17 protein-coding genes and 1 tRNA gene are annotated in these 17,865 nt (G+C 65.2%); 4 read left to right on the forward strand and 14 right to left on the reverse strand.

The window, feature by feature from the left end; translation table 11 throughout:
* Positions 1-17 precede the first annotated feature (17 nt).
* Entirely contained in the window at positions 18-863 is an 846-nt protein-coding gene (locus tag AC1DX5_RS07575; RefSeq protein WP_478014727.1) for a helix-turn-helix domain-containing protein, read from the forward strand.
* A gap of 114 nt (positions 864-977) precedes the next feature.
* Here AC1DX5_RS07575 and AC1DX5_RS07580 read toward each other — a convergent pair whose 3' ends face one another.
* The 5 genes from AC1DX5_RS07580 to folE form a co-directional block, all read right to left on the reverse strand.
* Positions 978-1,469, reverse strand: a complete 492-nt coding sequence (locus tag AC1DX5_RS07580) for a DUF3237 domain-containing protein (RefSeq protein WP_465173670.1) — start codon at positions 1,467-1,469, stop codon at positions 978-980.
* Positions 1,470-1,541: 72 nt separating this feature from the next.
* A complete protein-coding gene (locus AC1DX5_RS07585) occupies positions 1,542-2,339 on the reverse strand; it encodes a phytanoyl-CoA dioxygenase family protein (RefSeq protein ID WP_478014728.1) in 798 nt (265 codons plus the stop codon).
* A gap of 541 nt (positions 2,340-2,880) precedes the next feature.
* Positions 2,881-3,258, reverse strand: a complete 378-nt coding sequence (locus AC1DX5_RS07590) for a dihydroneopterin aldolase (RefSeq protein ID WP_465173672.1) — start codon at positions 3,256-3,258, stop codon at positions 2,881-2,883.
* The gene (locus AC1DX5_RS07595; protein WP_478014729.1) at positions 3,251-4,027 is read right to left on the reverse strand and encodes an SDR family oxidoreductase; all 777 of its coding nucleotides are present in this window, start codon (positions 4,025-4,027) and stop codon (positions 3,251-3,253) included. The genes AC1DX5_RS07590 and AC1DX5_RS07595 overlap by 8 nt, the downstream gene beginning before the upstream one ends.
* A 6-nt stretch (positions 4,028-4,033) precedes the next feature.
* Positions 4,034-4,654 (reverse strand): GTP cyclohydrolase I FolE, encoded by a 621-nt coding sequence (gene folE / locus AC1DX5_RS07600; protein WP_465173942.1) that lies wholly within the window; start codon positions 4,652-4,654, stop codon positions 4,034-4,036.
* 230 nt (positions 4,655-4,884) lie between these two features.
* Between folE and AC1DX5_RS07605 the strand changes: the two genes are divergently transcribed.
* Positions 4,885-7,374, forward strand: a complete 2,490-nt coding sequence (locus AC1DX5_RS07605) for a TonB-dependent receptor (protein ID WP_478014730.1) — start codon at positions 4,885-4,887, stop codon at positions 7,372-7,374.
* Between the two features lie 246 nt (positions 7,375-7,620).
* Positions 7,621-7,893 carry an SWIB/MDM2 domain-containing protein gene (locus AC1DX5_RS07610; protein WP_272627362.1) on the forward strand — a complete coding sequence of 91 codons (273 nt, stop codon included), beginning with the start codon at positions 7,621-7,623 and terminating at the stop codon, positions 7,891-7,893.
* A gap of 46 nt (positions 7,894-7,939) precedes the next feature.
* On the opposite strand, the gene AC1DX5_RS07615 is transcribed toward AC1DX5_RS07610, so the two are convergent.
* The 5 genes from AC1DX5_RS07615 to AC1DX5_RS07635 all read right to left on the reverse strand — a co-directional run bounded on the left by AC1DX5_RS07615 (position 7,940) and on the right by AC1DX5_RS07635 (position 10,525).
* A tRNA-Arg gene (locus AC1DX5_RS07615) sits at positions 7,940-8,016 on the reverse strand.
* A gap of 221 nt (positions 8,017-8,237) precedes the next feature.
* Positions 8,238-8,684 carry a DUF1178 family protein gene (locus AC1DX5_RS07620; RefSeq protein ID WP_478014731.1) on the reverse strand — a complete coding sequence of 149 codons (447 nt, stop codon included), beginning with the start codon at positions 8,682-8,684 and terminating at the stop codon, positions 8,238-8,240.
* Positions 8,681-9,505: a carbon-nitrogen hydrolase family protein gene (locus tag AC1DX5_RS07625; protein ID WP_478014732.1), complete on the reverse strand. Its 825-nt coding sequence runs from the start codon at positions 9,503-9,505 to the stop codon at positions 8,681-8,683. The genes AC1DX5_RS07620 and AC1DX5_RS07625 overlap by 4 nt, the downstream gene beginning before the upstream one ends.
* Entirely contained in the window at positions 9,502-9,759 is a 258-nt protein-coding gene (gene grxC / locus AC1DX5_RS07630) for a glutaredoxin 3 (RefSeq protein WP_478014733.1), read from the reverse strand. The genes AC1DX5_RS07625 and grxC overlap by 4 nt, the downstream gene beginning before the upstream one ends.
* A gap of 31 nt (positions 9,760-9,790) precedes the next feature.
* Positions 9,791-10,525, reverse strand: coding sequence for a double zinc ribbon domain-containing protein (locus AC1DX5_RS07635; RefSeq protein WP_478014734.1), 735 nt, complete (start codon positions 10,523-10,525; stop codon positions 9,791-9,793).
* A gap of 44 nt (positions 10,526-10,569) precedes the next feature.
* Here AC1DX5_RS07635 and AC1DX5_RS07640 point away from each other — a divergent pair, with 44 nt between their 5' ends.
* Positions 10,570-11,412: a class I SAM-dependent methyltransferase gene (locus tag AC1DX5_RS07640; protein WP_465173679.1), complete on the forward strand. Its 843-nt coding sequence runs from the start codon at positions 10,570-10,572 to the stop codon at positions 11,410-11,412.
* 12 nt (positions 11,413-11,424) lie between these two features.
* Here the strand turns inward: AC1DX5_RS07640 and AC1DX5_RS07645 are convergent, their stop codons facing one another.
* The 4 genes from AC1DX5_RS07645 to AC1DX5_RS07660 all read right to left on the reverse strand — a co-directional run bounded on the left by AC1DX5_RS07645 (position 11,425) and on the right by AC1DX5_RS07660 (position 17,799).
* Positions 11,425-11,814, reverse strand: coding sequence for a response regulator (locus tag AC1DX5_RS07645; protein ID WP_465173680.1), 390 nt, complete (start codon positions 11,812-11,814; stop codon positions 11,425-11,427).
* A 63-nt stretch (positions 11,815-11,877) separates the two neighbouring features.
* A complete protein-coding gene (locus AC1DX5_RS07650; RefSeq protein WP_478014735.1) occupies positions 11,878-14,340 on the reverse strand; it encodes a sensor histidine kinase in 2,463 nt (820 codons plus the stop codon).
* A 62-nt stretch (positions 14,341-14,402) separates the two neighbouring features.
* Positions 14,403-15,761: an EAL domain-containing protein gene (locus AC1DX5_RS07655; protein WP_478014736.1), complete on the reverse strand. Its 1,359-nt coding sequence runs from the start codon at positions 15,759-15,761 to the stop codon at positions 14,403-14,405.
* A 541-nt stretch (positions 15,762-16,302) separates the two neighbouring features.
* Positions 16,303-17,799 (reverse strand): flavin-containing monooxygenase, encoded by a 1,497-nt coding sequence (locus AC1DX5_RS07660; protein ID WP_478014737.1) that lies wholly within the window; start codon positions 17,797-17,799, stop codon positions 16,303-16,305.
* Positions 17,800-17,865: the final 66 nt, after the last annotated feature.

A 17,865-nucleotide genomic window follows, 5' to 3' on the forward strand; every position in this document is an offset into this window, starting at 1 on the left:
ACAAGTTCGGAGGGCAGATGCACGCGACGTTCCCGTCGACCGATCCCGCCGTGCCGGCGACCTGGGGCGAGGTCAGCCGTCACGCGGCATTCAGCGCGGCGTCGCGCCGGCTGGCTGCCAACATGCTCGATCTGTGCGACGACGACCGCCGGCTCGCTTCCGTCTTCAAGGATGCCGGTCGCTATATCGCGGCGATGTCGGCGGCCTATCTCCACGGCATGGGCGGCCTGACCCTGCCGCTTTTCAAGCAGATCTGCGCGGATTCCGGCTTCCTCAGCGCGGGCAGGGCCAGGTCGATCGTCGAGTTCCTGCAGTATATCGGCTATCTGGAGCTGAGCGGGCCATCGACCTATCGGCCGACCGCGCTGTTCCTCGCTGCCTGGCGCCGGCATTTGCAGGCCGCGATCGACGCGGCGGCCATGATCGAGCCGGCGCTGGCGCCACTGCCGGACCTGCTCGACCAGCCCGCCATCTTCGAACGGCTGCTCGTCATTCAGGCCGCGCGGCTCCACGCCCTGTCGCGCATGCACGATCCGTTCCCCGCGCTGCGCCGGGCGTTCCTCCATCCCTATGCCGGCTCGCAATTTCTGTGGACGCTCACGCTCATCGACACGCACGAGCCCGTCACCGTGTCGCTGAGCGACCTGTCGCGCCGCTTCGACGTGACGCATCTCCATGTCCGGCGCCTGCTGAAGCGCGCCCATGACGAGGGTTTTCTCATCTATCATGGTCATGGCCGCCTAACCGCGGAGGCCCCGGGCGGGCAAACCATCGCGCTGCATTATGCCGGGCAGCTGAGCGAGCTCATCGAGAGCGGCCGACAGGTCCTGTCCGAGCTGCCTCGTTCGGAGGCTCCCGCTTAACCGGTCCCGTCGTCGATGATCGTGTCGCCCCAACAGCGAATCACGCCCGGCACCGCGCCGATCTGGTCGATCATCATGCCCTCGAGGTTCGGCAGGTGCCCGCGTCTTTCGCGCTCAAAGCACCTCGAACAAACTATAGACCGGCCCCGTCTTGATCCGGTGGCCGATGCCGATCGCGATGATCCGGTTGAGCCATTCGTAGCGCGCATCCGACGTGGTGAAGCTCGCGCTCGACCGGAAATAGTAGCTGGCCGGGTCGACCGCCTCGCCCCGCGCCATCCGGTCCATGACCTCGGCCGGGCCGTGGCGCAGGCCGGTATAGGTCATGCCGATCAGCGCGCCGTCCCCGGTCTGGAGGATGAGACGCACATCGAGCGTGGCCGCCCCGTCACCGCGCAGGATCTGCCAGTCGCTGCCGCCGTCCAGCACGGTGCCGGAGAGCCGATCGCCCTCGAACCTCCCGCCCGGCACGATCGCGACACGCCGCGGTGACCCTTCCGGACCGCCGACGGCATGCATCGCGCTCACATCGAGGCGCAGTACGAACAGCGGCCGGGTCCGCACCGATCGCAGGGTCTCGGGAAGATCGTCGCCTGGCTGAGTCATGTCCGCATCATCCTTTGGGCCGCCGTTGGTATCCAACACGCATAGGCAGCCGGCGGCCGCTCCTTCAAGCCGTCAACCGTCGGAAAGCGCTTCCCGGATCGCCGCCTCGACCGGACTATACCCCCCATCCGCCCGCCGCAGCGACAGGGGTTCGGCCGGAAGCAGCGGCGGTTGCGCCATGAAGCGCGGGATCGTCCCGCGATGCGGCTGCGCCGCGTGAACCAGGAACGGGTGGCACAGATACACCGTCCCCGCCTCGCCCGTCGCCAGCGCCTCGGGCCGGCCGGCCGATCCGGCAAAGCCGTCCGCCGCCAGTTCCCGCAAGGTCAGCCCCGCCGCGCCCGCCGGCGCCAGTTGCCGGGCGATGTCGCGGTGCGACCCCAGCCGGATTCGCGTCGGCGCATCGTCCTCGCCGACATCGGAGAACAGGAAGAGCATCAGCAGCGCCCGCCCCCGGCTCTCCACATTGGCGCGCCAGTCGAGGAAATCGGGATGCTCGGTCCCGAAGCTCACATCCACATGCCAGCCCGCGTCCCCCGGATCGTCCGGCGACGGGAAACGCACCGGGAAGGTGCCGAGTGCGCGCGGCGCCAGCCAGCGGCCCGGGCCGACAAGCTGGTCGAACGCGCGGTGCAGGACGGGCGTGTTGGCGGCCTCGCGAAACGGCCGCTGGCCATAATGGCCGAGCCTGATCACTGGCCTGGTCCAGCTCGTCGGGTGGTCCGGATCGCAGCCGGTGTCGCGCCACAAAATGGCACGCGCTTCGTCAGCCAGGCTACGCGGAAAGGCGTGATCGATGCGGACGACGCCGTCAGCGATGAAGGCGTGGATGCTGCCCGCGCTCAGCGAGCGCGCGGGATCATGGGTCATGGGAAACTCTCGAATAAGCGACCGCGCCCCGCGCCTCCGCGCGGAGCCTCGATCAAGGCGACGGGATCGGGTTCGGCTGGCCGGTCAGGCCAGCGGAAACGCGGCCGCGAAGGAGAGAGCGAAGATCGTCATGATGTCGCCATTCTAAACCAGCGGAGGGCGAAGGGGAAAGCACGATCCGGCGCGCGCGCCCGAGCTGATTCAATCTGGCCGCATTCCCTGCTGAACTGTCGCAGCCCCCGGTTGAACCGGGATGGGCAGGAGGAGCGTGCCATGTCAGTCCAAGTAAAGCCGGAAGAAAATCCGATACCCCTCGCTGAAATATTCAAAAACTCGTGTAGAAAACGCGCAATTGAGATCGACGGTTACGGCCGCCGTCGCCTGATAATGGGTTAGACCTGTGGTAGCGACCTTCAATAATCGCGGCGCAGCTGGCAAAAATCGCTCCGATTCGTCCCTCTCGCAGGTAGGTCGCAAAAATCGGCGAATGCTTGGCGGTTTTGTGCGGGTCGCGACAGTCTCCAACACCGCGTCATGCGCGTTACTGGGAGGCTGCACTCCTGCCGCGCATGATTTCGCAGCCGACCGCCGCATCCGGGTAGATATCGGGCTTCATCGATCGCACCGTCACCAGCGCGACGCGGCGATCCTTGAGGCACAGGCCCGCGATCGCCTCGCACAAGGTCTCCTGCAGATGGAAATGCCGCCCGGCGACCAGCGCCCGGATGTCGTCGCGGATGAAGTCGTAATCGAGCACTTCCTCGATCCGGTCGTCGGACGGCGGCGCGGGATAGTCGACCTCCATCCGTACGTTGACGATCACCCGCTGCGGCCCGGCCAGCTCCTCGGCATGGATCCCCAGGCCCATGACCAGTTCGAGCCCCTCCAGGATCGTGGCGAAGCGCACGCCCTCAGCCATGCGCGTGCCTGTTTCCCCGGCGCGTCTCGAACATCACGTCGCTGTCGCGCGGCAGGAAATGCTGGCCATTGTCCACGAACAGGTTCTGCCCGGTGATGCCCCGTGCCGTCAGCAGGAAATCGACCGCTTCGGCGATCGCTGTCACCTCGACCGGGCGTCGCAGCAGATTCTCCGATGCCACCGCGCGGAATTCCGCGTCGCTCTGGTCGAGACTCGGCAGCGACAGTCCCGGCGACACGGCGTTGACCCGGATGCGCGGCCCCAATGCCTGGGCAAGCATCACCGTCGCGCCCGCCAGCGCGATCTTGCCGCAACTGTACGAGAAGAAATCCGGGTTCAGATTGGCGATCTTCTGGTCGAGGATATTGACCACCGCGCCCGCCGAGAGATCATCCTGCGCCGCGAGCGCCGAGGCGAGCAGCGCCGGCGCGTCGAGGTTCACCGCGAGATGATCGCGCAGCATCCCGGGCTCGGCGAGCGGCGGCCGGTCATAGGCGAACAGCGAGGCGTTGTTGACCAACGCCGTCAGCGGCCCGTCAAAGGCGGCGCGCGCCTGCTTCACCAGATGGGCGGGCGTCTCCGGCAAGGCGAGATCGCCGGTCAGCACGCACGCCCCGGGCAGCTCGGCGGCGAGCGCCTCCGCCGCCTCGGGCGAATGATGATGGTGGATCGCGACCCGCCATCCCTGTCCCGCCAGATGCCGCGCGATCGCCGCGCCGATCCGCCGCGGCGCGCCGGTAACCAATATGGTGCGGTCGGCCTCCTTCACGGCGACTCAATAACCCATCAGCGCGAGTACTTCCTTGCGGCTGCGATCGTCCTCGCGGAACACGCCCATCATCCGGCTCGTCACCATCGAGACGCCGGGCGTGCGCACGCCCCGCGCGGTCATGCAGGCATGGCTCGCCTCGATCACCACCGCGACGCCGACCGGCTTCAGATTCTCCCAGATGCAGTCCGCCACCTCGGCGGTCAGCCGTTCCTGCACCTGCAGGCGGCGGGCAAAGGCATGCAGCACGCGGGCGAGCTTGGAGATACCGACGACATAATTGCCCGGCAGGTACGCGATGTGCGCCTTGCCGATGATCGGCGCCATGTGATGCTCGCAATGCGACTGGAACGGGATGTCCTTGAGCAGCACGATCTCGTCGTAACCGCCGACTTCCTCGAAGACGCGCGACAGATGATGCGCGGGATCATCGCGATAACCCGAGCAATATTCCTTCCACGCGCGCGCGACGCGCTGCGGCGTATCGAGCAATCCTTCGCGCGCCGGATCGTCCCCGGACCAGCGGATCAGGGTCCGGACGGCCTCGGCTACTTCGTCCGGGACCGGGATTTTGGGCGTTTCGGCGACGAGATCGCCATTTTCGGGTCCGCCCGGACGATGTTCCATACTCATTTCATTACGCCTTATTCGAACCTGACGTTACGGCAACCTTGCTTTGAGCCAGTTCAGTTCGATTTCGAAACTGTCTCATTTGGGCAACAACTGCGCAACCCCGCTGTTTTCCTACGATTCCGGCATTGACGGCTGATTCAGGTGGACGCAGAATTCGCATACCGAGAATACGAACGACGCTCAGTTGGCATAGAACCGACGGGCTGGCCAAGAGGGGATCATCCATGAAGAAATTCGAACTGCTCGCAGCGTCGGCTATCGCGCTGCTCTACGCCACGCCAGCGCTGGCGCAAGAGACTCCCGTACCGGCTGCCCAGGACGAGGCCGTCCTCAACGACAGCGACGACATCATCGTTACCGCCACCAAGCGCGAACAGACGCTGCAGGACGTGCCGATCTCGGTGTCCGTCACCGGCGCCGCGACGATCGAAAAGGCGCAGATCCGCGACCTGATCGATCTCCAGTCGGTCGTGCCCTCGCTCAAGGTCGCGCAGTTCAATGCCGCCGGCCAGACCAACTTCATCATCCGCGGCTTCGGCAACGGCAACGGCAATGACGGTATCGAAAGCTCGGTCGGCGTGTTCATCGACGGCGTCTACCGTTCGCGATCGGCGTCGGCGCTGGACGACCTTCCCGAGATCGAGCGTGTCGAGGTGCTGCGCGGTCCGCAATCGACCCTGTTCGGCAAGAACGTGTCGGCTGGCGCGATCAGCATCGTCACCAAACGCCCGTCGTTCGACTGGGGCGGCAAGGCCGAGATCACCGTCGGCAATTACAGCCAGATGCAGACCAAGGCGACGCTCACCGGCCCCCTGACCGACAGCCTCGCCTTTCGCGTGTCCGGCAGCCTCAACGAGCGCGACGGCTATTTCAAGAACCTGACGACCGGCACCGGCGTCAATGATCGTCATCGCTGGTCGGTCCGCGGCGATATCCTGTTCGAGCCGTCGTCGGACTTCTCGATCCGCGTCATCGGCGACTATAACATGATCAAGGAGATCTGCTGCGGCGTCACCTCGATCTTCAACGGCCCCGCCACACTGGCGATCAAATCCCTGGGCTTCGCGGTTTCCGACACGACCAAGATCTTCGACCGCAACGTCATCTTCAACGAGGACCCCTATAACCGCATCGTCGGCAAGGGCGTTTCGGGCCAGGTCGACTGGAATGTCGGCTTCGCGAAGCTGACCTCGATCACGGCCTATCGCAACCAGGTCAACCAGTCCGACCAGGACATCGATTTTACCGGCGCGGCCATCTCGAGGAACCGGACCGCCAACGAGGCCAAGACTTTCACGCAGGAACTCCGCCTGTCGTCGACCGGCGATGGCCCGCTCAGCTGGCTGATCGGCGGCTTCTATCAGAATGAAAAACTCCAGACCGGCCGCGACATCCGGTTCGGCAAGAATACCCGCGCCTTCGTCAATGCGCTCACCGGGGGTGCGGTAACCCAGCTCGAGACACTGCAATCGCTCGTCAATCCGGCCATTCGGCCCGGCCTGACCTATTTCCAGGAAGGAAATGGCATTGCCGACAACTACAAGCTGAAACAAACCTCCTACTCGCTGTTCGGCCAGGTCGATTACAAGATTACCCAGCGCCTGACCCTCACCGGTGGCCTCGCCTATCTCAACGATCGCAAGGCGGCACAGTCGTTTGTCGTGCTGCAGGATCCGTTTTCCTCGCTCAACCTGCAAAACGTTCCCGAACTCGGCTTCCTGCCGCTCACCATCCTCAATCCCGCCGCGCCGCCCGGAGCGAAGATTCCCACCAATCTGTTCGGCGCGCTTGGAGCGGTTCAGTTCTTCTACGCCAACACCCCGAACCACGGCCCGGTCAATTATCCGAACGCCAATGAATCGGGCATCATCAAGGGCGACAAGGTCACCTATGCCGCCCGGGTCGCCTATGACCTCGATTTCGTGAACGTCTATGCCAGCTATTCGACCGGCTGGAAGGCGAGCGCGATCAACCTGTCGTCGGACAGCCGCCCGCCGCTGAACGGCGTGGGCCGCTCGGCCGCGCCGGAGGAGGTCACCGTCTATGAAGCGGGCGCCAAGGCGAAGTTCCGCGGCGGCTATTTCAACCTCGCGGTGTTCAAGCAGGAGATCAAGGGCTTCCAGTCCAACGCCTTTACCGGCCTCGGCTACAGCCTGGTCAACGCCGGCAAGGAATCGGTACGCGGCTTCGAAGTGGACGCGGCCTACAATCCCGTCCCCGCCCTCGCCCTTACCGGCGCGGTCACCTATCTCGACCCGAAATATGATTCCTTCACCGGCGCGGCCTGCGTGAACTATGATACGGTGCGCTGCCCGGTCAATCCGGCAACGGGCCTTCGTCCGTCGTTCCGCAACCTGTCCGGGGAGAAGCCGGCCGGCATCCCGACCTGGAGCTTCTCGACCTCGGCCACCCTGTCGCACGACTTCACGGGCGACATCAGCGCCTATATCCGCGGCGAGTTCGATTATATGAGCAAGTTCCAGCTCACCGAGACGACGCCGCCGAACCTGTCGACCTATGGCCAGCAAAACGTCAACGCCAGCCTCGGCATCGAGAGCAAGGCCAACAAGCTCGAGCTGATGTTCTGGGTCCGCAACCTGACCAAGAACAACTTCCTGATCTCGACCTTCCCGACGGTCGCGCAGGACGGCAGCTATAGCGGCTATCCCAACCAGCCCCGCACCTATGGCGCGACGCTCCGCAAGAGCTTCTGACCACAGGCGCACGCCAGGGAATCGGCCCCCTCTTCCTCGCGGAAGAGGGGGTTTTTCCTTGTCCCCGATCCCAAAACGGCGCGGGTCGTCGCATCCCTGTCGAAAACCGGCCGATATCAGCCGCTACGAAGGGGAATCCGGCACTGTAAGGCGTGACAATCCCAAAAAGGCGGCGCACAAGCGACGCACGCTGAAGCAGGCGTGAAACCGATGTCGACATGAACGACACATCAGGAAGGACAATTTATGGCGAAAGAACCCACGGCAGCTCCGAAAACCGGCGGCATCCATGCGCCGGTGCAGCCGTCCCCCGAGCTGGGCGCGATCGTCGGCAACGACAAGCTGCCGCGCAGCCAGGTCATCAGCAAGGTGTGGGACTATATCAAGTCCAACAACCTGCAGAACCCGGCGAACAAGCGGGAGATTCTCGCTGACGACAAGCTGAAGAAGGTGTTCGGTCGTGACAAGGTCACGATGTTCGAAATGAACAAGTACATCGCGCAGCACGTCAAGGCGTAAGCGCTCAACGGGCCACTCCGGGTGGCATCGCCTGCGCAAGCGGTGCTGGTGCCCCCGAGTGGACTCGAACCACCGGCCTGCGGTTTAGGAAACCGTCGCTCTATCCTGCTGAGCTACGGGGGCAGCGCCGGAAGCCCTAGATTTCCCCAACTCTCCGGTCAATCGACAACGCAACGGAAACCGGCCCGGGAAAAGAACTCGGGAAAGAAGTGTCCCGGATCAGCACGGACGGTCCAGGCGTTCCCAGCTCTCAGACCAAATTGATATGCGGTCATGAAACCGCATTCTACTCAAGCACCTGTCCGGATTGACTGAATTCACGGTCGTTCACGCGGGCTGGTACCTCAGTTGATCGCCTCGGGCGGTACCACCGGGAACGGCAGCGGCGCGATCGCCACGCCTTCATCGGCCAGCGCCCTGGCCTCTCCCACCGTCGCCTCGCCATGGATTGGCGCATGATCGGTCTCGCCGGCATGCATCGCACGGGCACGGTCGGCAAAGGCCCTGCCTACCCATTCGGACTTTTCCAGCGCCCTGGCCTGCGCCTCGGCCAGCGCGCGGATCGCTGCCTTCATCACATCGGGCGACGGCGTCTCGTTCTGGACGGGCGCGTTTTGCCGGTTGCCCTTGGCCGGGATGTTCGGCGCCATCACCGCCTTGCCCACGTCGCCGTCGCCGCATAGCGGGCAGGACAACAGCCCTCGCGCGCGCTGGTCCTCGAACGCCCCGCTCGAGCCGAACCATGCCTCGAACACATGCTCGCGCGAACAGCGCAGGTCGAAGACGATCATGACGCGGTCTCGACCGCCGGAATCGCGCGGCGATGCGCCAGCACCGGAATGCGCGCGCGGACATCGGCGGTGCGTGCCGGATCGATCTCGGCGAACCCCAGGCCGGCATCCTCGCCCATGTCGAGCAGCACTTCGCCCCAGGGATCGATCACCAGCGAATGGCCATAGGTCGCGCGGCCGTCCTCATGCACGCCAGTCTGCGCCGCGGCGACGACAAAGGCCGCTGCCTCGATCGCCCGGGCCCGCAACAATATGTGCCAGTGCGCGGCCCCCGTCGGCCGGGTGAACGCCGCCGGCACCGCCAGGATGGTCGCGCCGGCATCGCTCAGTGCCCGGAACAGGTCGGGAAAGCGCATGTCGTAACAGATCGCCAGGCCGACCTGCCCGACCGGCGTATCGACCACGACGGCGCCGCTGCCCGGCGTATAGGAAGCGGATTCGCGCCAGCTCTCGCCGGTCGGCAGGTCGACGTCGAACAGATGAAGCTTGTCGTAGCGCGCCCGGATCTTGCCCTCGGGGTCGATCACATAGGCGCGGTTCGCCAGCTTGCCGTCGTCGCCGCGCACCGCGAGCGAGCCGAGATGAACCCAGATGCCGTGCTCCGATGCTGCCTTACGTACCGCCGAAAGGACGGGATCCTCAGCTTCGGGATGGAGATTGGCCGCGGCTCGCCCGCGATTGCTGTCGAGCAGGCCGGACATTTCGGGCGTGAAGAGCATCGCCGCGCCACCCTTTGCCGCATTGGCAACCGCCTGGGTAAGGCTATTGGCATTGGCGACTGGGTCTATCCCCGTCGTCATCTGAAGCAGCGCGACCCTCATGCCGCAAGCAAGGCGTCGAGCTTGCCATCGCGCTCCAGCGCCGCCAGATCGTCCGATCCGCCGACATGCTGGCCATCGATGAAGATCTGCGGCACCGTGCTGCGTCCGTTCGACCGCTGCAGCATCTCGGCGCGTTTCGGCCCGCCCATGGTGATGTCGAATTCCTCGACCTCCACACCCTTGGTGTCGAGCAACCGCATCGCCCGCGTGCAATAGGGGCAGAAGGCCTTGGTGTAGATTTCGATCTTTGCCATGATTCTGAAATGTGGGCGACCCCGCCGCTTGTCAATCGTCCGCTGCCGGATCGAGCACCCGCGCCCAGCACAATATGGTCACGCTGGCTGCACCGGCCTGCAGGAGAACGCGCGTGCAGGCGTCACTGGTCGCGCCGCTGGTATGGATGTCGTCGATCAGCACCACCGCCTTACCCTTCAGCAACTGCTTCGCCCCCGACTGAACGCGAAAGGCACCCGCGACCGCCTTCGCCCTGCCCCGTGCGCCCATTCCGCGGAGCGGCGGGGTCGCACGCGCCCGGCGCAGCAGCATCGGGTCGTTCGCCACGCCAGTGGCGCGAGTCAGCGCGCGGGCGATCAGCGCTGCCTGGTTGAACCCGCGCGACCAGATCCGCCAGCGATGAAGCGGAACGGGCACGAGCAGATCGGCGCCATCGGGCATCAGTCGGGCCATTTGCCGCGCCACCGTCTCGGCAAAGGCAGTGCGCCCGCCATATTTGAGGCGCAGCGCGACGGTGCGGGCGACATCGCCATAAGCGACCGCCGCGCGCACGCCGGCATGGCGCGGCGGCCGCTCATGGCACGCGCCGCAAAGCGCCCCGGATCCGCGATCATAGGAGAAGGGCGCATGACACGCAGCGCACCAGGGCGGGCCGAGGAAGCGCAATTCACCCCAGCAGGCAGCGCAGAAGCGATGGTCCTCCCCGGTCACCGCGCCGCAACCGGGGCATCGCGGCGGCAGCGCGAGATCGGCGGCGACACGAAGGGGAGCGAGGAGCCGCTTCACGTCCCTCTTGTCGCGCCGCCCGTCCGGCGGCACAAGCCCGCCCGGTGAGTGTCCCCGATATCTTTGACCGTACCGCCCGGCGCATCCGCCGCGACCGCGCCGCCGACGGATTTGCCGGGCATGATTTCCTGCGCGCGGCGATGCTCGACGGTATCCAGGAACGGCTCGGCGCCGTCGTGCGCGCCTTCGGGGACGTGCTCGATCTCGGCTGCTTCGACGGTGCGTTCCTGCCACCGCCGGGTACGCGAATCGTCCGCTGCGACGCCGGCCTGGCCTTTGCGCGCTCGGCCTCGGGGGTTCAGGCCGATGAGGACCGGCTGCCTTTCGCCGATGGCTCGTTCGACCTGGTCGTCTCCGCCGGCGTGCTCGACAGCGTCAACGATCTGCCGGGCGCGCTGAGCCTGATCCGGCGCGCGCTGAGGCCCGACGGCCTGTTCGTCGCCGCCTTCACTGGCGCGGGCAGCCTGTCGACCCTGCGCGCCGCCCTGCGCGAGGCCGAACGTGACCGCCCTGCCGCCCGCATCCACCCGCAGATCGACGTTCGGTCGGCCGGCGACCTGCTCGTTCGGGCTGGATTCGCGCTGCCCGTCGCGGATGTGGAATCGCTGACCGTCCGTTACGCCGGGCTCGCCGGACTGTTGGCGGACCTGCGCGGCATGGCGGCGACGAACCTGCTGGTCGGTCGCACGCCGCTTCGCCGCGATACGCTCGCCCGCGCGGCCGATGCCTTTGCGGCACTGGCTGACCCGGACGGGCGCGTGGCTGAGCGTTTCGAGATCGTCTTTCTCACGGGCTGGGCCCCCGCCCCGTCCCAACCTCAGCCAGCCCGACGCGGCAGCGCGACGGCCTCGCTGGCGGAAGCGCTCAAGCGCATGCCGCCCGCCTAGGGCAACGGCTCGCTAGCCGATCACGGCGTCACCCGAACCCCGGGCGAGCATGCGGCCAATCGCGTCGAACAGCGAATCCATTGCAACGGGTTTGAACAACACTTCGTCGGCGCCCCCGCTCAGGCAGCGTTGGCGAAGATCGATCGCGGTATCAGCAGTCACGACGATGATCGGCAGCCTTGCCTTGGCATCGGTGCGGCCGCGGATGTGCCTGATTGCCTCGAATCCATCCATTCCGGGCATTCGAAGGTCGACCAGGACAATGTCGAAATCCTGCTCGTCGATGAGTTGAAGACCGATCTCTCCGCTTTCCGCACCGACCATCGACGCACCGGCCACATCGAGCATGTCCTTCACAACCCGACGATTCATCGGATCATCCTCAATGAAGAGGATGTTCATGGCTTGGAGGCCGCGGCGCTGGCCGACTGGAAAAATAGAACCATAATGGATGTCTCTATCTGATCATGCCGCACGCGTTACAAGATGGCTGACGTTGTCGCCGTCGCTTTTACCCGCAGGGAAGAGCGTTTCGGCCAACGCCGCGCCTGAGATCGGCTTGGCGATCACGACATCGAATCCTGCTGCGGCGAATTCCGCTTTCTGCTGGTCGCTCGGGGCTGGCCAGAGGAGCGCCGAGACGACACCGGCATCGCGCGCCGTCGCGACCAGCCTCGATATCGTGCCCGACATATCAGCATTCGCCTTCAGGGTCGCGTCGTCGACAAGCAACCGGGAGACGCCGTCCGCAGCCATAAGCTCGATCGCCTCATCGACCGTCCCAGCGAAAACGATGTTCCCCGATCGTGCTTCGAGCACGGCACGCAGCATGCTGCGCGAAATCGGGTTTCGATCGAGAATCACCAGCGCGCGGATGTCGGCCCCCATCCCGGCCGCTTCCGCCGCCGCGGCGCGAACCAGCGGGAGATCGAGGGTAAAGGTCGAGCCGCTGCCCACCGCGCTGCGCACCGTCACGTCGCCGCCCATTGCCCGGGCGAGATTCCGGCAAATGGCGAGGCCCAGGCCGGTGCCGCCAAATTTGCGCGCCGTGCCCGCATCCACCTGGCGGAAGGATTCGAAGATCAGTTCATATTTGTCGCTCGGGATGCCGATGCCGGTATCGGTCACCTCGACCTTCAGTCTCGACGCGCCGTCCCGCTCGTCGGCAAAGGCCCGCACGCTCACCGCTCCGCTATCGGTGAACTTCAGCGCATTGGACAAAAGGTTGAAGATGATCTGGCGCAACCGGCCGACATCGCCCTCGATCCTGTCCGGACAATCGGCGAGATCGAGCGCGAACGCGATGCCGCGTCCTCGCGCCTGTTCCTCCCACATGCGCGCCACGTCGCGGAGCGCCTCGGTGAGGCCGAACGCCTCGCGCTCGATCGTCATGTTGCCGGTTTCCATCTTGGCCACGTCGAGAATGTCGTCGACCAGCGCGCGCATGCTGAGCCCCGCGCCGTGCACCACCTCGATCCGGTCGCGCATCGGCTCGCCGAGCTTCTCGTCCGCCAGCATCACCTGAGTCATGCCGAGGATACCGTTGAGCGGCGTGCGAATCTCGTGGCTGGTGGTCGCGAGGAATTCGGTCTTTGCCGCCAGCGCCTTTTCCAGCGCGCTGTTGGTCGCGGCGAGATCGATATTCGCCGCGCGCACCTCGTTGCGGCTGCGGCGGATGGTAAAAAGGCCAACGCCCAGCAGCGAAACGATGATGGCGGTCGCCAGCGCGGCGCCGGTGAAGATGATCCGCTGAGTCTGCACGCGGGCCTGTTCCGCCTCATATTTGCGCTGCGCCTCCGCCGCCTGCAGCCGGGTGATCTTGAGTTCCTGATTGGCGAAATCGAAACGGGCCGCGGCAAGCGCGGTGTTGGTCGACGCGGCGAGCGTCGACGTCTGGTCGTCGAGACGTTTCAGCGCTTCGAGATGAAGCAGCGCCCGCGTCTCGTCGCCGGTCCTCTTGAACAGCGTATAGGCGGTCTGATGTCCTTCGCGAAACGCGAGCGTCGTCGTGCGCAGGTCGACACCCGCGAAGCTGCGTTCGATCAGCGCCGTCGCCCGCGCGGGATCGCCATGCTGAAGCGCGGCCTGGGCCTCCAGCCCCAGGTCCTGGCTGTCGGTCCGCATGCCGGCGGCCCGCGAAACCCGCGACACATCGGCGATGGTGCGATCCGCGGCGGCAAGATTGTCGGTGGCGAGTTGTGCGCGCGCGATGTTCCGCAGGATCTGCACCTCGCGGCCGGGGCTCTTCATCGTCCGCGCGAGCGACAGCGCCTCGTTATATTGCTTCTCGGCCTCGGCGAAGCGGCCGAGCTCCTTCAGGCACACGCCGCGATTATTGTAGATCGCCAACAGCAGGGACGGGTCGCCATGATAGACCTCGATCGCCTGGCTGGAATAGCGCAGGCCGTTCTCATAATCCTTGGCCTCCTGGTAGAGCAGCGCGATGCTCAGCAGCGCGACCGCGCGGCTGCGCGTTTCGCCAAGATCGCGGAACACGGCATGCGCTGCCTGATAATCCGCAAGCGCCGCCGCGACATCGGCCTTGGCGGTGTGCAACCCGCCTCGCGACAGCAGGATATCGCCAGTGAGCTTGGTCGGCGTGCCGCCCGCGACCGCAGCATAAGCGCGGTCGATCAGGGGCTTGGCGTGGTCCACGTCGTTGAGGCGGAGATAGGCCTCGCCCTGGAGCCATTGCGCGGTGGCGACCGCGACGGTCCGCTGGCGGAGCTGCAATGATCCGGCCGCGACTTCGGCCGCCCTGGCCTTGTCGATCGTCTTGCCGGGATCGACCAGCATCATCGCCTTGGCATCGGCCACCATGGCGTCGAAGCGAGCGCCCGCATCCGGCACCTGCGCCATGGCGGGCGCGCCGTGACTCATCAGCGCAAGCAGCGCTGCGGCCATCAAGGTACGAAAAATGAGCCCCATGATCGAGCGCCTGTGTGGACGGGACATGTTAAATACGCGCTAAGGCGCGGGATGACGATGGCTCAGGCGCTTTTCCAGAAACTGGCCGGGCGCCGGAACATCGCATGGCCCGGCCGTTCGGGCAGGCGCGCCTTGTCGTCGCGCAGATACTGGCGGAACGCTTCGATCGAGACGGGGCGGCTGATCAGATAGCCCTGCACCATGTCGCAGCCCATCACGCTGAGCAGCGCCATCGCCGCCTGGGTCTCGACCCCCTCGGCGGTCACCTCCATCTCCAGCGCATGCGCGAGATCGATGGTCGAGCGCACGATCAGCGGGTCGCGGTTGCTGCTCGTCAGCTGGAGCACGAACATCTTGTCGATCTTCAGCTCCTTGGCCGGGAGCTGTTTCAGATAGGCGAGCGATGACAGACCGGCGCCATAATCATCGATCGCGATGGTGATGCCGACATCGGCAAAGGCCCTGAGGTTGAAGATAGCGCTTTGCGGATCGCGAATCACCGATGTCTCGGTGATCTCGAAGCCGATCCGTGCGCCGCTTTCGAGCACTTTGGCGCACGCCAGCTTCACGAAACGCACATCGGCGAGCAGCTGGCCCGAGATGTTGAGGAAGATGGTCAGGTCGTTGCCGTCGGCGGCGAGCAACCGCTGGTCGGCGATCACCTGGTCGAGCGTCCACAGCGTCAGCGCGGCAATTTCACGCGCTTCCTCGGCGACGGTGATGAAGTCTCCGGGAAGGATCAGCCCGCGGGTCGGATGCTGCCAGCGCACCAGCGCCTCGGCGCTCGCGATCTCCTGGCGGCGGACATGCACCTTGGGCTGATATTGCAGGAACATCTCGCCATTGCGGATCGCGGCCGGCAGCTCGCGCGTCAGCGTCAGCCGGTCGAAGGCCGGCGTGCCAGCGGAAAGATCGCGGATGACGGCATGGGCCTCGCCCCGGGCCTGCTCGAGCGCGCTCTCGGCCTCTTCCGCGAGCCGCACATCCTCGGCACCGTCGAGCGGTGCCGCGGCGGCGCCGAAATGCATGTCCAGTCGGTGCTGCTCTCCATCGAGGTCGAGCGGCAGAGCGAAATCGGCGGTCAAACAGCCAAGCGCCGCAGCAAGATCAGTCAGCGAATCCCCTTCGAAGAGGATCTCGACGACATTGCGCCCGATCACCTCGACGCGGGCACCCTCCAGACTGGCACCAATCCGCTCGCGAACGGCGACCGGCAGGCGGTCGGCGTCGTAGCGGCCGAGATGGCGGCGCAGCGCCGGGAAATTGGCGATCTCGGCGAGGCAAAGGAACTGCCAGGCTTTTGGCCGGGGTCGCGCGATGGTGGCGTTCTCATCCGACGATGCCACCAGGGCTTCCGGCATCGACGGCTCATGGTTCTCCAGATGCCCGAAGCCCGCGGATGGCAGCTCGGTAAATGCCATGGTAGCGCCGTCATCGCGGTCGGCACGATGGCGAAGCGCCACCGACAAGGGCAATCGCGCGCCCCGCGCCCTGGGCCCGTTTACCGGGATATATGTACGTGAGCCGCGCCCCATGACCGTCAGCGATAGCCGCCGATGGCTAAACGAACTCTTAAACCTGCCGCGGCGGACCGCAAAAACCCCGGAAATCCGATTGCCTTATCCTTAATTTTTCGTTAATTAATCCATGCACTCGCCTGAGTGCACAAGGGAGAAAGCAAGTGCTTAAGTTCATTATTGCGCTGATCTACGGCGAGGGCATTCGTCCCTGGTAACCAGTCACCCGACCCGATCTCCGACTGAAGCGGCCTGACTTTAGCGAAGGTTGGTCGGAGGTCGGGTCGATATCCCACTTTGCCCCTCCCAGAATGCACATGACGAATCGCCAACGATGGCGATACCGCTCCCATCCCGATACGGGTGTCGTGGAAATCCGGTAGGCTTTGCGTCCAGATCGGTTATTTCTCCGTCCGGACGGGCCGTAATATTGGATGGACGCGCCTCAGGCGGTCACGGGCTCGCGTACCGGCGCAGCCGGTTGCGAACGCGGCACGGGATTGGAGAATTCCATGCCGTCATCGACTGAGCCGAAGCGAAGCGAGACCACGTCCTTCGCGTAGTTCTGATACAGCTTCCAGGGCTTCTTGCTGCCCTGCTTGGGAAACTTCTCCATCGCCCGCGTGACATAGCCCGAGGTGAAGCTGAGGAATGGCTCGGGCGTCAGCACCTCGTCGCCGATCCGCGGCGTCGCCTGGCGCAGCCCGCGCTTCTTCATCGTATTGAGCAGCCGGCAGACATAGGCGCAGGTGAGATCGGCCTTCAGCGTCCAGGACGCATTGGTATAGCCGAAGGACGAGGCCAGGTTCGGCACGTCGCTGTACATCATGCCCTTGTAGTTGAACGTCTGCGCCAGATCGACGGCTGCACCGTCGACGCTGAAGGCAACGTCGCTCAGCAATTGCAGCTCGAGCCCGGTCGCGGTGACGATCACATCGGCGGGTAGTTCCGCGCCGGAGCTCAGCCTGATGCCCGCAGGGGTGAAGCGCTCGATCGTGTCGGTGACGACCGAGGCCGTACCCTTCTTGAGGGACGCGAACAGGTCGCCATCGGGCACCAGGCACAGGCGCTGGTCCCAGGGATTGTAGCGCGGGGTGAAATGCGTCGCGACGTCATAATCCGGGCCAAGCTCGGCGCGCACCATGTCGAGCAGGCGCGCCTTGGTCTTTTCCGGTCGTTTCCGCGCGAGATTGTAGAACAGCATCTGGAACAGCACGTTGCGCCAGCGCGTGATGTCGTAAGCCAGCATCGCCGGCAGCTTGCGCCGCAGCCAGTTGGCGAAACCATCCTCGGCCGGGCGCGACACGACATAGGTCGGTGATCGCTGCAGCATCGTCACATGCGCGGCCTTGTCGGCCATCGCCGGCACCAGGGTCACCGCAGTCGCGCCACTGCCGATCACCACGACATTCTTGCCGGTGTAGTCGAGATCCTCGGGCCAGAATTGCGGATGCACGATGCGTCCGGCGAAGCTCTCCGCATCGGGGAAGTCGGGCGTATGGCCGCGGGCGTAATTATAATAGCCGCTGCACATGAAGAGGAAATTGCAGGTGAACCGGACGGGCCCCTCCGGCCCTTCGGCCTCGACCGTCCAGCGCGCGTCCGGCGTCGACCAGGCGGCCTGCTTCACATGGTGGCGATAGCGGATGTGCCGGTCGATTCCGGCGTCGCGCGCCGTGTCGTTGACATACTTCAGAATCGACGGACCATCGGCGATGGCCTTGGCCTCGGTCCATGGGCGGAAGGAATAGCCGAGCGTGTACATGTCGGAATCGGAGCGGATGCCGGGATAGCGAAACAGGTCCCAGGTCCCGCCCATCGCCGCGCGGCCTTCGAGGATCACATAGCTGCGATCGGGGCACAGCTTCTGCAGATGATAGCCCGCACCGATGCCGGAAATGCCGGCACCGACCACCACGACGTCGAAATGCTCAAGGCCCATATATCGCTCTCCCGCGATACCCGATATTCGATTTTTCGCGGGGACGCAAAGATCAGTTTCGATCCG

It is taken from the genome of Sphingomonas sp. P2_B6 (assembly GCF_056404755.1).

What these genes read in the sequence shown, in the direction of transcription:
- AC1DX5_RS07575 (WP_478014727.1), top strand. Translation starts at nt 18, where the DNA reads ATGCACGCGACGTTCCCGTCGACCGATCCCGCCGTGCCGGCGACCTGG.
- grxC (WP_478014733.1), bottom strand. Translation starts at nt 9,759, where the DNA reads ATGGCAAAGATCGAAATCTACACCAAGGCCTTCTGCCCCTATTGCACG.
- AC1DX5_RS07655 (WP_478014736.1), bottom strand. Translation starts at nt 15,761, where the DNA reads ATGGCATTTACCGAGCTGCCATCCGCGGGCTTCGGGCATCTGGAGAAC.
- AC1DX5_RS07650 (WP_478014735.1), bottom strand. Translation starts at nt 14,340, where the DNA reads ATGGGGCTCATTTTTCGTACCTTGATGGCCGCAGCGCTGCTTGCGCTG.
- AC1DX5_RS07645 (WP_465173680.1), bottom strand. Translation starts at nt 11,814, where the DNA reads ATGAACATCCTCTTCATTGAGGATGATCCGATGAATCGTCGGGTTGTG.
- AC1DX5_RS07610 (WP_272627362.1), top strand. Translation starts at nt 7,621, where the DNA reads ATGGCGAAAGAACCCACGGCAGCTCCGAAAACCGGCGGCATCCATGCG.
- AC1DX5_RS07620 (WP_478014731.1), bottom strand. Translation starts at nt 8,684, where the DNA reads ATGATCGTCTTCGACCTGCGCTGTTCGCGCGAGCATGTGTTCGAGGCA.
- AC1DX5_RS07585 (WP_478014728.1), bottom strand. Translation starts at nt 2,339, where the DNA reads ATGACCCATGATCCCGCGCGCTCGCTGAGCGCGGGCAGCATCCACGCC.
- AC1DX5_RS07605 (WP_478014730.1), top strand. Translation starts at nt 4,885, where the DNA reads ATGAAGAAATTCGAACTGCTCGCAGCGTCGGCTATCGCGCTGCTCTAC.
- AC1DX5_RS07590 (WP_465173672.1), bottom strand. Translation starts at nt 3,258, where the DNA reads ATGGCTGAGGGCGTGCGCTTCGCCACGATCCTGGAGGGGCTCGAACTG.
- AC1DX5_RS07625 (WP_478014732.1), bottom strand. Translation starts at nt 9,505, where the DNA reads ATGAGGGTCGCGCTGCTTCAGATGACGACGGGGATAGACCCAGTCGCC.
- folE (WP_465173942.1), bottom strand. Translation starts at nt 4,654, where the DNA reads ATGGAACATCGTCCGGGCGGACCCGAAAATGGCGATCTCGTCGCCGAA.
- AC1DX5_RS07580 (WP_465173670.1), bottom strand. Translation starts at nt 1,469, where the DNA reads ATGACTCAGCCAGGCGACGATCTTCCCGAGACCCTGCGATCGGTGCGG.
- AC1DX5_RS07660 (WP_478014737.1), bottom strand. Translation starts at nt 17,799, where the DNA reads ATGGGCCTTGAGCATTTCGACGTCGTGGTGGTCGGTGCCGGCATTTCC.